This is a genomic window from Pseudomonas sp. WC1, from assembly GCF_050586565.1.
GTDB lineage: Bacteria > Pseudomonadota > Gammaproteobacteria > Pseudomonadales > Pseudomonadaceae > Aquipseudomonas.
The window spans coordinates 1-14,211 of record NZ_JBOBDQ010000038.1 but is presented as its reverse complement, the minus strand read 5'-3'; the positions used below and the strand labels follow the sequence as shown (position 1 = coordinate 14,211).

Sequence of the window (14,211 nt, the reverse complement as noted above, 5' to 3'; positions counted from 1 at the left end):
CGGGGTTTGTGCTTTTTCAGCCGCAAGTTTCAAGCTGCAAGGCATAAGCCAAAGCGGTCCGCGTACTGCTTCTACTTGTGGTTTGCAGCTTGAAACTTGCTACTTAGGGAGAGAATCGACCGTGTCTTGGCAACCCCACATCACTGTCGCCACCGTCGTCGAACACGAGGGCAAGTTCCTCTTCGTCGAGGAGTTCAAGGCCGGCCGGCATGTCTTCAACCAGCCCGCCGGCCACCTCGAAGCCAATGAAACCATCACCCAGGCCGCCCTGCGCGAAACCCTCGAGGAAACCGCCTGGGAAGTCGAGCTCACCGGCGTGGTCGGCATCTACCTATATACCGCCCCCAGCAACGGCGTCACCTACCAGCGCATCTGCTTCGCCGCCCGCCCCGTGCGCCACCACCAAGGCCGCGCACTGGACAGCGACATCGTCCGCGCCGCATGGCTGACCCGCGACGAACTGCTGGCCGAGCCGTCGCGCTGGCGCAGCGAGCTGGTGCCGCGCTGCCTCGACGACTACCTCAAAGGCCCGCTGCACAGCCTTGACCTGCTGCGCGACTGACGCCGGTTTGATAGAATCGGCGTTTTTCCCCTCTGATACACATCGGTAGCCATGACCAGCCCAGCACTCAAAGACCCCGCCAAGACCCGCGTCATCGTCGGCATGTCCGGCGGCGTGGACTCTTCCGTCTCCGCCCTTCTGCTCATGGAGCAGGGCTACCAGGTGGAAGGTCTGTTCATGAAGAACTGGGAAGAGGACGACGGCACCGAATACTGCACCGCCCGCGAAGACCTGGCCGACGCCCAGGCCGTGTGCGACCGCATCGGCATCAAGCTGCACACCGCCAACTTCGCCGCCGAGTACTGGGACAACGTGTTCGAGCACTTCCTCGAGGAGTACAAAGCCGGCCGCACGCCGAACCCGGACATCCTCTGCAACCGCGAAATCAAGTTCAAGGCCTTCCTCGACTACGCCCTATCCCTGGGCGCCGACCTGATCGCCACCGGCCACTATGTGCGCCGCCGCGACACTGGCGAGCTGACCGAGCTGCTCAAGGGCCTGGACCCGAACAAGGACCAGAGCTACTTCCTGCACGCCGTCGGCGGCAAGGAAATCGCCCGCACCCTGTTCCCGGTAGGCGAACTGGAGAAACCCGAGGTACGCGCCATCGCCGAGAAACACGGCCTGGCCACGGCCAAGAAGAAGGACTCCACCGGTATCTGCTTCATCGGCGAGCGCCGTTTCAGCGACTTCCTCAAGCAGTACCTGCCGGCCCAGCCGGGCGAGATCCAGACCACCGAGGGTGAAGTGATCGGCCAGCACCACGGCCTGATGTACCACACCATCGGCCAGCGCCAGGGCCTGGGCATCGGCGGCCTGAAGGACGCCAGCGACGAGCCGTGGTACGTGCTGGAAAAAGACCTCACGCGCAATGTGCTGGTGGTCGGCCAGGGCAACGAGCATCCGTGGCTGTTCTCCCGCGCCCTGCTGGCCTCGGAAATTTTCTGGGTAAACCCGATCGACCTGTCCAGCCCGCGCAAGCTCACCGCCAAGGTGCGCTACCGCCAGGGCGACCAGCAGTGCACGCTGGAGCAGACCGCCAGCGGCTACCGCGCAGTGTTCGACGAGCCGCAGCGCGCTGTCACCCCGGGCCAGTCGGTGGTGTTCTACGACGGCGAGGTATGCCTGGGCGGCGGCGTGATCGAAATCGCCGAGCCATGGAGCCCGCGCCCATGAACAACCTCCAGGAGCAACTGATTGCCCTGGGCGGCGTGTTCCAGGCCGCCGTGTTGGTGGACCGTATCGCCCGCACCGGCCAGGCCAGCGAAGCCAATATCGGCTGCATGCTCGGCAGCCTGCTGGTGGTCGACCCCAAGGACACCCTGGAAGTGTTCGGCGGCGACGACCTCAACCTGCGCGACGGTTACCGGGCACTGGTCGGCGCCCTGGAGCGCGACCCCAGCAGCCTGCAACGCGAGCCGCTGCGCTACGCCCTGTCGATGCTGGGCCTTGAGCGCCAACTGAACAAGCGTGGCGACCTGCTCGACACAATCGGCAACCGCCTGCCGCAGATCCAGTCCCAGGCCGAGCATTTCGGCCTGGTTCATGAAAACGTCATCGCCTCCAGCGGCGCCTTGTACCAGGACACCCTGAGCACCCTGCGCCAACGTATCCAGGTGCACGGCGACATGCGCTTCCTGCAGCAGGCCAGCAACGCCTCGAAGATCCGTGCCCTGCTGCTGGCCGGCATCCGCGCCGCACGCCTGTGGCGCCAGCTGGGCGGACATCGCTGGCAGCTGGTGTTCAGCCGGCGCAAGCTGCTCAACGAGCTGTACGGCATGATGCGTACCGCCGATTGAAATGAACCGCGGGAGCGTCGGTGCGCCGCCGCTCCCGCGCCAGCCACCACACGCTTCGAAATGGCCCGACCTTTGGTCAGCCACCCGACCCGGGCGCGTTTTTCATGTATGATATGCGCCCTTCCAAAAGCCTGACTGTCCGAGAACACCCCATGCAGCTCTCCTCGCTCACTGCGGTTTCCCCTGTAGACGGCCGTTATGCCGGCAAAACCCAGGCCCTGCGCCCCATTTTCAGCGAATTCGGCCTGATCCGTTTCCGCGCCCTGGTCGAAGTGCGCTGGCTGCAGCGCCTGGCCGCCCACCCGCAGATCGGCGAAGTGCCGGCGTTCTCCGCCGAAGCCAACGCCGTGCTGGACAGCCTGGCCACCGACTTCAAGCTCGAGCACGCCGAACGCGTCAAGGAAATCGAGCGCACCACCAACCACGACGTCAAGGCCATCGAGTACCTGCTCAAGGAGCAGGCCGCGCAGTTGCCTGAGTTGGCCAAGGTCAGCGAGTTCATCCACTTCGCCTGCACCAGCGAGGACATCAACAACCTGTCCCACGCCCTGATGCTGCGCGCCGGCCGTGACGAAGTGCTGCTGCCGCTGATGCGTCAGATCGCCGAAGCGATCCGCACCCTGGCCCACACCCACGCCGCCGTGCCGATGCTCTCGCGCACCCATGGCCAGCCAGCCTCGCCGACCACCCTGGGCAAGGAACTGGCCAACGTCGTCTACCGCCTGGAGCGCCAGATCGCGCAAGTGGCCGCCGTGCCGCTGCTGGGCAAGATCAACGGCGCCGTGGGCAACTACAACGCCCACCTGTCGGCCTACTCGCAGATCGACTGGGAAGCCAACGCCCGCGCCTTCATCGAAGACGAGCTGGGCCTGGTGTTCAACCCCTACACCACCCAGATCGAGCCGCACGACTACATTGCCGAGCTGTTCGACGCCATCGCCCGCTTCAACACCATCCTCATCGACTTCGACCGCGACGTCTGGGGCTACATCTCGCTGGGCTACTTCAAGCAGAAGACCGTTGCCGGCGAAATCGGCTCCTCGACCATGCCGCACAAGGTCAACCCGATCGACTTCGAGAACTCCGAAGGCAACCTGGGTATCGCCAATGCGCTGTTCCAGCACCTGGCCAGCAAGCTGCCGATCTCGCGCTGGCAGCGTGACCTGACCGACTCTACCGTGCTGCGCAACCTGGGCGTGGGCTTCGCCCACAGCGTCATCGCCTACGAGGCCAGCCTCAAGGGCATCGGCAAGCTGGAAGTCAACGAAGCCCGTATCGCCGCTGACCTGGACGCCTGCTGGGAAGTCCTGGCCGAGCCGATCCAGACCGTGATGCGCCGCTTCAATATCGAGAACCCCTACGAGAAGCTCAAGGAGCTGACCCGTGGCAAGGGCATCACCCCTGACGCGCTGCTGACCTTCATCGACGGCCTGGACATGCCGGCCGAAGCCAAGGCCGAGCTCAAGCAGCTGACCCCGGCGACCTACATCGGCAACGCGGTGGCCCAGGCCAAACGCATCTAAGCTGACCGTCGCGTGCAACGCCCGGCCTGGCCGGGCGTTTTTATTCCCGTACGAAAATTACGTTTTTTCAATAGGTTGAACATGAATTCTGATACTCCACTGCAACTGCTGGGCGGCCTCACGGCCCGTGAATTCCTGCGCGACTACTGGCAGAAGAAGCCGCTGCTGGTACGTCAGGCCTTCCCTGACTTCGTCAGCCCCATCGACGCCGACGAGCTGGCCGGCCTGGCCCTGGAAGAAGAAGTCGAGTCGCGTCTGGTGCTCGAGCACGGCGAGCGCCCGTGGGAGCTGCGCCGCGGCCCGTTCGCCGAGGACGCTTTCAGCGACCTGCCCGAGCGTGACTGGACCCTGTTGGTGCAGGCCGTGGACCAATTCGTGCCGGAAGTGGCCGAGCTGCTGGAAGAGTTCCGCTTCCTGCCGAGCTGGCGCATCGACGACGTGATGATCAGCTATGCCGCGCCCGGCGGCAGCGTCGGCCCGCACTTCGACAACTACGATGTGTTCCTGCTGCAAGGCGACGGCACGCGCAACTGGAAAGTCGGGCAGATGTGCAACAGCGACAGCGCGCTGATCGACCACGCAGACCTGCGCATCCTCGCTGATTTCGAGCAGAGCGACGAGTGGACCCTCGAACCCGGCGACATGCTCTACCTGCCGCCGCGCCTGGCCCACTACGGCGTCGCCGAGAGTGAGTGCCTGACTTACTCGGTCGGTTTCCGCGCCCCGAGCGCCGCCGAAGTGCTGACCCACTTCACCGACTTCCTCGGCCAGTTCCTGCCGGATGAAGAGCGCTACAGCGATGCCGATGCCCAGCCGGTCAGCGACCCGCACCAGATCCAGCACGATGCCCTCGACCGCCTCAAGGCGCTGATCGACAAGCATATGTCCGACAAGGACCTGCTGCTGACCTGGTTCGGCCAGTTCATGACCGAGCCTCGCTATCCTGAGCAGGTGGTGGGCGAAGAGCTCAGCGAACAGGAGCTGCTCGACTATCTCGGCCAGGGCGCCATCCTGATTCGCAACCCGAGTGCACGCCTGGCCTGGTCGGAGTTCGGTGACGACCTGCTGCTGTTCGCCAGCGGTCGCAGCTGCCCGCTGCCAGGCAAACTGCGCGAACTGCTGAAGCTGATCTGCTCCGCCGACGCCCTGCACAGCGAAAACCTGGGGCAGTGGCTGCAGGACGAAGACGGCCTGATGCTGGTACAACAGCTGGTCATGCAAGGCAGCCTGGGATTTGCCGATGAATAAGATCAGTGTTCGACTGGCCGACTGGTACAAGGACAATGCCGACATCCACCGCATCCGCAGCGCCGTGTTCGTTGCCGAGCAGCACGTGCCGCCAGAGCTGGAGTTCGACGCCGAAGACCCAACCGCCGTGCACTTCCTGGCCATGGAGGGCGACTACCCGATCGGTACCGCCCGCCTGCTGCCCGACGGCACCATCGGCCGGGTTTCGGTGCTCAAGGACTGGCGTGGCTTGCACGTGGGCGATGCGCTCATGCGTGCGGTGATCATCGAGGCGCAGAACCGTGACCTCAGCCAGCAGATGCTCAGCGCCCAGGTGCATGCAACGCCGTTCTACGAGCGTCTGGGGTTCCGCGTGGTCAGCGAGGAATTCCTCGAGGCCGGCATCCCGCATGTGGACATGGTTCGGGATTCGCGCGAGATCGCCTGAGCAACGGGCCGGCTAGCGCCAGCCATCGCCGGCAAGCCGGCTCCCACACCGACCGCGCCGCTCTCAAGCCAAGCGCCGTCCCTGTGGGAGCTGGCTTGCCAGCGATGAGGCCCTTACAAACAGCACAAGACAATTGCTCCCACGAACAGCGCTTTGCCTGAGGGAGCCAGCTTGTCGTGCCGACGAACAGCAGCCCCAGGATCAGGCAATCACGATCTGCCCATCCCCAACGCCCTGCCCCGCAATCCCCACCAGCGTCACGCTGTCCCCGCCGAACTTCAGCACCAGGTCATCCCCCACCTGGCTGGCATGGGCACGCCAGTCCGGCGCGGCGGTGCCGCCGTCCACGCCAATGAACACCAGTCGATCCTGGCCGGAGAAGTCCAGCACCCGGTCCTGGCCGAAATGGCCGCTGAACAGGAAGGTGTCGCGCCCCCCGCCGCCCATCAGCACATCGTTGCCCGTGCCACCGACCAGCACGTCATTGCCGGCGCCACCCTGCAGCCGGTCGTCACCGCCCAGACCGAACAGCCACTGCCCCTGGTTGCCCGCCACCAGCTGGTCGCCTGCCTGAGTGCCGTTGAGCGAGGACGCGTAGGGGGCGATCTTGCCGCTTTCGAACAGCCCCTGCACCGCCACCCCGTGACTGACTTCCTTGCTGAAGATCAGCAGGCTCGACTCCTTGCTCACCAGGTTTTCGACATTGCGCACCAGGCTGATGCCGCCCTCGGCGTCGCGCACGTACAGCGTGCCTTCGCCATCCCGGGCGATGCTCAGGTTGGCCAAGGCATCCTGCAGCTTCAGGGTGTCATGGCCGGCGCCACCGTCGATCAGGTTGAAACCGCCGTCATCACGGAAGGTATCGTTGCCGGCACGGCCTTCGAGGTAGTCGTTGCCGCGCCCGCCATGGATCAGGTCGTCCTTGTCCGAGCCGATAATGAACGTGCTGCCCTTGTGCGGCTCCGCATTGCGGTTGAGGTCCTCGACCCAGGTCGAGCCACGGGTCACGTCCGACAGGTTGCTGACCAGGATGGTCGAGTCGCGGCTGGTCCACTGATAGAAGGACGAATCCAGCACACGCCCAAGGCCATCGGTGTAGGCCGTCGGCAGGTGCGACAGCCAGGTGGCGATGTTGCCGATTGAGAACGGCAGCAGGTTCCAGGCGTCGGACGCGTAGTGGTCATTGAAGTTGACGATGTTGTTGGTGGCCGAGGCCTTGGCGCCGTCGTGCACGCCCAGGGTGCCCCAGGTCGCCGAGGTGCCATCGAGCGCGCGGAACACCGGGTCGTTCTCGTAGCCGATATTGAGCACCTTGTTGGCGTCGGCAGCCTGGGTCGGTGAGGCGAAGGCGACGTAGCGTGCATCCTGGTAGAAACCGCCCCAGCGCGAACCGCTCAGGTCGGCCAGGCTGTTGACCGCCAGGCCACCAAGGCTGTGGCCGCTGACGGTGATGTCCGCGCCGCTCAGGCCATTGGCCTTGGCAAAGGCCGCCACATCGGCGAGCAGTTGCCCGAATGCGTTACCGGCGTAATCACGGGCATAGCCGGCCGGGCCGATCGCCGCCAGCAGGTCGTTGATGGCGTCACCGATGGTGTCGCCCAGCAGGTTCTCACGCGGCCCGCTGGTACCACGGAAGCCGATGCCGATGCCGGTGAGCTGGCCTGCGCTGTCGTAGCGGCCGAGGATCTCCACCTGCGCCGAGGTGTAACCCTGCGCTTCGCCATGGAAGGTGCCGCGGGCGTCGGCCTTGCCCTGGTAGCCCAGTTGCGCGGCGCTGATCGGCGACCAGCCGGCGGCCTTCACCTGGGCCAGGGCCCTGGCTTCGGCGTCCGGGTTCCAGGGGATGCCGGGGATCACACCCTGGCTGTCGGTACCGCCGATCAGTGCCTTGACCAGCGTGGCCGGCAGACCTAGACCGAAGCCGTACTTCTGGTAGCCGGCGCCGAAGCCATCGTCGATGCCATGGTAGGCGTAGGTGGCCAGCGCCATGGCGTCCTTGTAAAGCGCAGAGGAGGCAGTGCTGTCGAGCTGTCGGTAATCGAATACGGGCATTGGTTTACATCCCTGTTGTTCTTGTAGGAAGGACACCCCAGCGACATCGTCCGGTGACACGACTGACGGGCGAAAGGCAAAGCTGGCACGCATTTGCCACCTCGTCCAACCCGAAGGGATGGCGTCCCTGCCAAAGATGCGGGCAAAAAACCTGTACATGCATACAGATAAAACTTGCCTGCGCGCCCTGGCTTGCGCATCCTAGGGGCCAACTTTCACGATGAAGCGTTTTCGGCCATGCGCCTCTTTCTCTGCGAAAAACCCTCCCAGGCAAAAGACATCGCCAAGGTCCTCGGCGCCCAGCGCCGCGGCGATGGCTGCTGGCAGGGCACCGATGTCTGCGTGACCTGGTGCATCGGCCACCTGCTGGAGACCGCCCCGCCGGACAGCTACGACGAGCGCTACAAACGCTGGACCCTCGAAGACCTGCCGATCATCCCGCAAAAGTGGAAGATGACCGTCAAGCCCAAGACCGCCAGCCAGTACAAGGCAGTCAAGCGTCTGCTGGGCGAAGCCCGGGAACTGGTGATCGCCACCGATGCCGACCGCGAGGGCGAGATGATTGCCCGCGAACTGGTCGAGCACTGCCGTTACGGCGGGCCGATCCAGCGCCTGTGGCTGTCGGCGCTGGACGATGCCTCGATCCGCAAGGCGCTCGGGCGCCTGCTGCCCGGCCAGGAGACCTTCAGCCTCTACCATTCTGCCCTGGGCCGCTCGCGGGCCGACTGGCTGATCGGCATGAACATGAGCCGCCTGTTCACCCTGCTCGGCCGCCAGTCCGGCTACCAGGGCGTACTGCCAGTGGGCCGGGTGCAGACCCCGACACTGCGCCTGGTGGTGGACCGCGACCGCAGCATCGCCGACTTCGTGCCCATGCCGTTCTGGGCCATCGACGTGCAACTGGAAAGCGCGGGCGCCGTGTTCAACGCCCAGTGGCGCGCCCCCGAGGACGCCTGCGACGATCAGGGCCGCTGCCTGAAGCAGGACATGGCGCAACAAGCCGCGGCCGACATGCAGGCCGCAGGTAGCGCCCGGGTGCTGAAGATCGCCACCGAACGGGTTCGCGAGGCCGCGCCGCTGCCCTTCGACCTCGGCACCCTGCAGGAGGTGTGCTCGAAGAAGCTCGGCCTCGGCGCCCAGGAAACCCTGGATATCGCCCAAGCCCTGTACGAGACCCACAAGCTCATCACCTACCCGCGCAGCGACAGCGGTTATCTGCCCCTCAGCCAGCATGGCGAGGCACCTGCCATACTCGCAGCCTTGCATCGCGCCGACAGCAGCCTCGCGCCACTGCGGGATTACCTGGACCCACAGCGCCGTTCGCGGGCGTGGAACGACCAGAAGGTCAGCGCCCACCACGGCATCATCCCCACCGCCGCCGCCAGTGACCCGGCGCGCCTGCCACCCAAGTACAAGGCGGTGTATACCCTGATCCGCGCCCGCTACCTGGCGCAGTTCCTGCCCAACCACGAGTACGACCGCACCCAGGCCGAGTTCGATTGTGCCGGCCATGCGCTACGCGCGGTGGGCAAGCAGATTGTTGAGCCCGGCTGGCGCCGTGCGCTGCCCGAGGCATTGACTCCGGCCAAGGGTCGCGAGGCGCCACCGGCCCAGGTGCTGCCGGCGTTGCGCGAAGGCCAGGACTGCACCGTGCGGGACCTGCAACTGAAAGACCTGTGGACCCAGCCACCCAAGCCTTTCACCGAAGGCGACCTGATCAAGGCGATGAAAAACGTCGCCAAGCTGGTGGACGACCCCAGGCTCAAGCAGAAGCTCAAGGAAACCACCGGCATCGGAACCGAGGCGACTCGCGCCAGCATCATCCAGGGCTTGCTCGACCGTGGCTACCTGGTCAAGAACGGCAAGGCCCTCGCGGCCACACCCGCCGCCTTCAGCCTGATCGACGCCGTGCCCCGGGCCATCGCCGACCCCGGCACCACGGCGATCTGGGAACAGGCGCTGGACATGGTGCAGAGCGGGGAAATGAGCCTGGAGGAGTTCGTCGCCCGGCAATCGGCGTGGATGGGCAAGCTGGTGCAACGTTGCAGCGGCATGCGCCTGACCATCAGCGGGCCGGCGGCGGGCAAGGCTGCGACGCCATGGAAAAAGAAGCGTAAAAGCGCGGCCAAGGGCAAAGCCGCAGCCAGCAAACCCAGGCAGACGCGCCGCAAGGCGGCGACCTAACGCCTCGCGAGGGCATCCCCGACTGGCGCCATGAAAATCCTCTGCTATTTTTTCATGAAAATAATCAGAAAAAATTTCACGAGGCCCCGACATGTTCAAGCAATCCGCCCAGCACGTCGCCAGCTACTACGCCCGCACCTACCCCGCCACTATCCCCTTGCGCCCCACCCTACAGGGCGCCCACGACACCGACGTCCTGATCGTCGGTGCCGGCTTCAGCGGCCTGCATACGGCCTTGCGCCTGGCATTGGCCGGCCAGCGCGTCACCCTGCTGGAAGCCAGCCGGGTGGCCTGGGCCGCCTCGGGCCGCAACGGTGGCCAGGCACTGCCGGGCTGGTCGTGCGACATGCCCCCGTTGGAGCGAGCCCTGGGCCTGGAGCGCAGCCGGCGCCTCTGGGACAGCATGTGCTGGGCTGCCCGCGAGCTGCACGAACTGCCCCAGCGCCATGGCTTCGACGTCGATTATCGCCTGGGAAGCCTGTGGACCGCCGTGTTGCCGCGCCGCGTAAAACTGCTGGAGGAGGCCCGGCGTGAAGCACAGGAGAAGTTCGACTACGACTGCCTGCGCCTGATCGGCCGCGAGGAACTGCCCGAGTGGATCGACAGCCCCCGCTACCAGGCCGCGCTGTACGATCCCAATGGCGCCCACCTCAACCCGCTGAAGCTGGCCCAGGGCCTGGCCGGCGTGATCGAAGCGAACGGCGGGCGGATCTACGAGCAGAGCCAGGTGATCGATTACCAGGAACACGCCGGCGGCTTCGTCGCCCGCACCGATCAGGGCGAGGTGCGCAGCCGCGTAATGGTGCTCGCCTGCAACGCCTACATCGACCGCCTCGACCGCGCGCTCTCGCGTCGCCTGCTGCCGGTGGGCTCCTACCAGGTGGCCACGGCGCCGCTGGACGCCGACTTCGCCGCCTCGCTGCTGCCGCGCAACAGCTGCGTGATCGACAACCAGTTCGTCCCCGACTATTTCCGCCTCACCCCCGACCACCGTCTGCTGTTCGGCGGTGGCTGCACGTACCTCGGTGGTATCCCCAAGGACGTCGCCGGCGCCACCCGGCCGTACCTGGAGCGGGTGTTCCCACAATTGCGAGGGGTAGCCATCGAGCATGCCTGGGGCGGCCACATCGATTGCAGCATCCAGCGCACGCCGGATATCGGTCGCCAAGGCCAACGTTACTGGCTGCAGGGTTTTTCCGGCCACGGCGTACTGCCGACCCTGGCTGGTGCACGCGCGGTCAGCGACGCAATCCTCGGTGACGACGAGCTGCTGAAGCTGTACCAGGCCATCGACAATGGCCGTTTCCCAGGCGGCGACCTGCTGGCCGCGCCGCTGGAAGCGGCTGCGAAGGCCTGGTACAGGATGCGCGATCATGTCTGACGATACCCACGCCCTCGCCCGTCAGGTGCGCGACCTGCGCAAGCACCGCGGCCTGACCCTTGACGAGCTGGCAACTCGGGTCAACCGCTCGCTGGGCTTCCTCTCCCAGGTCGAACGCGGCCTGTCGCGGCCCACGGTGGCTGACCTGACTGCCATCAGCGAAGCGCTGCACGTGCCTACCACCTATTTCTACCAGGCCGTGCCGCCCCGCGAGATCGACTGGGTGACCCGCCCCGGCGAGCGGCGCACCCTGTACTACGCCGCCGGGATCACCGACGTGCTGGTCTCGCCGACGCTAAGTGGCCGCTTCGCCATGCTCGAAAGCCACCTGGCGCCCGGCGCCAGCAGTGGCGAGGGGCATCTGGACGACAGCTCGGAACAAGGGGGTTTCGTCCTTGAGGGCGAGCTGACCTTGTGGCTCGAAGGCCAGGACGGCGCCGTCACCCTGATCCCCAACGACAGCTTCCAGCTGCCACCCCACAGCCAGTTCCGCTACGCCAACCTGACCGCCCGAACGACCCGGGTTCTCTGGGTCTTCCGTTGAGAGCATGCCAATGACAAGTACAACAGGCTTCCCCGATCTGCTCAGCGAAGTACGCGCCTTGCGCACCCGACACCCCGACGTGCGCTACGTCGACCTGATCAGCCTGGACATCCCCGGGCATTTCTACGGCAAGCGCTATCCCATCGACATGCTGGAAAAAGTCGCCGCCGGCAGCCCGCTCAAGCTGCCGCAGAACTGCGTACTGCTCGGCGTGCAGGGCGGGCTGTTCCCGATCGGCGACTACTGCTTCAACGACGGCGACCCGGACGCCCCGCGCCGCCTGGTCCCCGGTACGCTCAAGCCGGTGACCTGGGAGCGAGAGCCGCTGGGGCAGATGCTGATCACCTCGGACGGCACTGCGGCGCCCATCGAGTTCGAACCCCGCGAGGTGCTGGCCCGCGTCCTGCAACGCCTCGAACGTCGAGGCATCCGCCCGGTGGTGGCGTTCGAACTGGAGTTCTACCTGTTCGACCAAGCGTTGAAAGAGGGCTTGCCGCAGTTCCCCCGCGACCCGGTCAGTGGCGATGCCGACGACCAGCCGAACATGCATATCGAGCGCCTGTCGCGCTTTGCCGATGTGCTGCGCGAAATGGTCGAGACTGCCAACATCCAGGGGGTGGACGCCAACGTCATTACCGCCGAACTGGGTCCCGGCCAGTTCGAGATCAACTTCGGCCATTGCGACGATGGCCTGCGCGCCGCCGACTGGGCGGCACTGTTCTGCCGCAGCACCCAGGGCGTGGCGCGCAAGCACGGGCTGCGCGCCTCATTCATGAGCAAACCCTATCTGCACGCGCCGGGCAGCGGCATGCATGTGCATGTCAGCCTGTACGACCCGGCGGGCAACAACCTGTTGTCCGCCGATAACCAGCGGCCGCTGCGCCACGCCGTGGCCGGTTGCCTGGCGCTGCTGCCGCATTGCATGCCGATCTTCGCCGCCAACCACAATGCGTTTCGCCGCTACGGGGCCATGGTCAACGCCGCCAGCCGCGCCAGCTGGGGCTTCGAGGATCGCGATGCCTGTATCCGTATCCCCGAGTCGGATGCGCGCAACCTGCGGATCGAGCACCGGCTGGCCGGGGCGGATGCCAATCCGTACCTGGTGCTGGCGGCGATCCTGTGCGGCATGGAGCACGGGCTGGATGCCGCGCAGGAACCCATTGCGCCGCTGAACGAGGACCGTGGCAGCGGGATCGATTTTCCCAAGGACATGCTCGGCGCGGTGGCAGCGATGCGTGGGCATCCGGCGGTCAACGAGGGATTGGGCGCGGAGTTCGTGATGGTCTATTGCGAGAACAAGCGCCAGGACCATCTGGCGTTTCTCAATGAGGTCAGTGCGCGGGAATATCGCTGGTTCCTGTAAGCTTCACCGGACTCATCATTGCCAAGCCCCACAGATGGACCGCGATCCCTGTGGGAGCCGGCTTGCCGGCGATGAGGCCAAAACTGGTAACACCGACCACAGGGCATTACCATGCACCACCTCTAGCGCGGCCTTTTGCCGCACCCTCCCGTCCAGCCTGCCCGTGCCCTCATGCCTTTCGAACTCACCGTAGAACCGCTCACGCTGCTGATTCTCGCCCTGGTCGCCTTCGTCGCAGGCTTCATCGATGCCATCGCCGGCGGCGGCGGCCTGCTGACCACCCCGGCGCTGCTCACCGCCGGCATGCCACCGCACCTGGTGCTGGGCACCAACAAGCTCAGCTCGACCTTCGGCGCGGCCACGGCCAGTATCACCTACTACCGGCGCAAGCTGTTCCATCCGGCGCAGTGGCGCCTGGCGATTCTCGGCACCCTGGTGGGCGCGTTGATCGGTGCGGTGGTGGCTCACTACATGCCGGCCGAGTGGTTGAACAAGATGCTCCCGGTGATCGTGTTCGCTTGTGGCGTCTACCTGCTGTTCGGCGGTACACCGAAGGCGCCGGTGGACGCCGATGCGCCGATCAAAAGGAAGTGGCAGTTTCCGCAGGGCTTCACCCTGGGCTTCTACGACGGCGTTGCCGGGCCGGGTACCGGTGCCTTCTGGACCGTGAGCACGTTGCTGCTCTATCCCATCGACCTGGTTCGGGCCAGTGGTGTGGCGCGCAGCATGAACTTTGTCAGCAACATTGCGGCGCTGACGGTGTTTGTCATTTCCGGGCAGGTGGATTACATCGTTGGGTTGTGCATGGGGGTGTCGGTGATGGTCGGGGCGTTTTTCGGGGCGCGTACGGCGATCAGCGGGGGCAGCAAGTTCATTCGGCCGGTGTTTATTACTGTGGTGCTGGCGTTGACTGTTCGGTTGGCTTGGCAGCATTGGTTTGGGTAGGGATCTGGATTTGGCTCTGGATTTGGCTCTGGCTCTGGCTCGATTGTTTTGATTTTGCATACATATTCTTGAAATATGTCGACATCTAGTCACCTTTTCGCCTTTACGGCGACCTACTTTTGCTCTTGGGCAAAAGTAGGCAAAAACCGCTGGCTCCATTCATACGGCCCCTGCGCTGCGCTC

The 14,211-nt window shown here is 65.3% G+C and carries 12 protein-coding genes; 11 read left to right on the top strand and 1 reads right to left on the bottom strand.

What is annotated here, in order from left to right; all coding sequences use genetic code 11:
• Positions 1–121 precede the first annotated feature (121 nt).
• The 6 genes from ACQ4OD_RS17265 (at position 122) to ACQ4OD_RS17240 (ending at position 5,559) form a co-directional block, all read left to right on the top strand.
• Positions 122–562 (top strand): NUDIX hydrolase, encoded by a 441-nt coding sequence (locus ACQ4OD_RS17265; RefSeq protein ID WP_102682652.1) that lies wholly within the window; start codon positions 122–124, stop codon positions 560–562.
• Positions 563–613: 51 nt separating this feature from the next.
• Positions 614–1,738 carry a tRNA 2-thiouridine(34) synthase MnmA gene (gene mnmA / locus ACQ4OD_RS17260; protein ID WP_102682653.1) on the top strand — a complete coding sequence of 375 codons (1,125 nt, stop codon included), beginning with the start codon at positions 614–616 and terminating at the stop codon, positions 1,736–1,738.
• Entirely contained in the window at positions 1,735–2,361 is a 627-nt protein-coding gene (hflD, locus tag ACQ4OD_RS17255; protein WP_102682654.1) for a high frequency lysogenization protein HflD, read from the top strand. Before mnmA ends, hflD begins: the two co-directional genes overlap by 4 nt.
• Before the next feature lie 152 nt (positions 2,362–2,513).
• The gene (gene purB / locus ACQ4OD_RS17250) at positions 2,514–3,884 is read left to right on the top strand and encodes an adenylosuccinate lyase (protein WP_046856178.1); all 1,371 of its coding nucleotides are present in this window, start codon (positions 2,514–2,516) and stop codon (positions 3,882–3,884) included.
• Positions 3,885–3,965: 81 nt separating this feature from the next.
• Positions 3,966–5,132 carry a cupin domain-containing protein gene (locus ACQ4OD_RS17245; RefSeq protein ID WP_102682655.1) on the top strand — a complete coding sequence of 389 codons (1,167 nt, stop codon included), beginning with the start codon at positions 3,966–3,968 and terminating at the stop codon, positions 5,130–5,132.
• Entirely contained in the window at positions 5,125–5,559 is a 435-nt protein-coding gene (locus ACQ4OD_RS17240) for a GNAT family N-acetyltransferase (protein ID WP_102682656.1), read from the top strand. The genes ACQ4OD_RS17245 and ACQ4OD_RS17240 overlap by 8 nt, the downstream gene beginning before the upstream one ends.
• A gap of 201 nt (positions 5,560–5,760) precedes the next feature.
• On the opposite strand, the gene ACQ4OD_RS17235 is transcribed toward ACQ4OD_RS17240, so the two are convergent.
• A complete protein-coding gene (locus ACQ4OD_RS17235) occupies positions 5,761–7,611 on the bottom strand; it encodes a polyurethane esterase (RefSeq protein ID WP_430944646.1) in 1,851 nt (616 codons plus the stop codon).
• 237 nt (positions 7,612–7,848) lie between these two features.
• Between ACQ4OD_RS17235 and ACQ4OD_RS17230 the strand changes: the two genes are divergently transcribed.
• The 5 genes from ACQ4OD_RS17230 to ACQ4OD_RS17210 all read left to right on the top strand — a co-directional run bounded on the left by ACQ4OD_RS17230 (position 7,849) and on the right by ACQ4OD_RS17210 (position 14,028).
• Positions 7,849–9,795, top strand: coding sequence for a DNA topoisomerase III (locus ACQ4OD_RS17230; protein WP_139671880.1), 1,947 nt, complete (start codon positions 7,849–7,851; stop codon positions 9,793–9,795).
• A gap of 91 nt (positions 9,796–9,886) precedes the next feature.
• Positions 9,887–11,176 carry an NAD(P)/FAD-dependent oxidoreductase gene (locus ACQ4OD_RS17225; RefSeq protein WP_139671883.1) on the top strand — a complete coding sequence of 430 codons (1,290 nt, stop codon included), beginning with the start codon at positions 9,887–9,889 and terminating at the stop codon, positions 11,174–11,176.
• A complete protein-coding gene (locus ACQ4OD_RS17220; RefSeq protein WP_277503436.1) occupies positions 11,169–11,720 on the top strand; it encodes a helix-turn-helix domain-containing protein in 552 nt (183 codons plus the stop codon). Before ACQ4OD_RS17225 ends, ACQ4OD_RS17220 begins: the two co-directional genes overlap by 8 nt.
• A 10-nt stretch (positions 11,721–11,730) precedes the next feature.
• Positions 11,731–13,083 (top strand): glutamine synthetase family protein, encoded by a 1,353-nt coding sequence (locus ACQ4OD_RS17215; RefSeq protein WP_430944645.1) that lies wholly within the window; start codon positions 11,731–11,733, stop codon positions 13,081–13,083.
• 171 nt (positions 13,084–13,254) lie between these two features.
• Positions 13,255–14,028 (top strand): TSUP family transporter, encoded by a 774-nt coding sequence (locus ACQ4OD_RS17210; protein ID WP_102685482.1) that lies wholly within the window; start codon positions 13,255–13,257, stop codon positions 14,026–14,028.
• Positions 14,029–14,211: the final 183 nt, after the last annotated feature.

Bases quoted from the DNA above. Each gene is read 5' to 3' on its own strand.
- mnmA (WP_102682653.1), top strand. From the start codon at position 614: ATGACCAGCCCAGCACTCAAAGACCCCGCCAAGACCCGCGTCATCGTC.
- hflD (WP_102682654.1), top strand. From the start codon at position 1,735: ATGAACAACCTCCAGGAGCAACTGATTGCCCTGGGCGGCGTGTTCCAG.
- purB (WP_046856178.1), top strand. From the start codon at position 2,514: ATGCAGCTCTCCTCGCTCACTGCGGTTTCCCCTGTAGACGGCCGTTAT.
- ACQ4OD_RS17245 (WP_102682655.1), top strand. From the start codon at position 3,966: ATGAATTCTGATACTCCACTGCAACTGCTGGGCGGCCTCACGGCCCGT.
- ACQ4OD_RS17240 (WP_102682656.1), top strand. From the start codon at position 5,125: ATGAATAAGATCAGTGTTCGACTGGCCGACTGGTACAAGGACAATGCC.
- ACQ4OD_RS17235 (WP_430944646.1), bottom strand. From the start codon at position 7,611: ATGCCCGTATTCGATTACCGACAGCTCGACAGCACTGCCTCCTCTGCG.
- ACQ4OD_RS17230 (WP_139671880.1), top strand. From the start codon at position 7,849: ATGCGCCTCTTTCTCTGCGAAAAACCCTCCCAGGCAAAAGACATCGCC.
- ACQ4OD_RS17225 (WP_139671883.1), top strand. From the start codon at position 9,887: ATGTTCAAGCAATCCGCCCAGCACGTCGCCAGCTACTACGCCCGCACC.
- ACQ4OD_RS17220 (WP_277503436.1), top strand. From the start codon at position 11,169: ATGTCTGACGATACCCACGCCCTCGCCCGTCAGGTGCGCGACCTGCGC.
- ACQ4OD_RS17215 (WP_430944645.1), top strand. From the start codon at position 11,731: ATGACAAGTACAACAGGCTTCCCCGATCTGCTCAGCGAAGTACGCGCC.
- ACQ4OD_RS17210 (WP_102685482.1), top strand. From the start codon at position 13,255: ATGCCTTTCGAACTCACCGTAGAACCGCTCACGCTGCTGATTCTCGCC.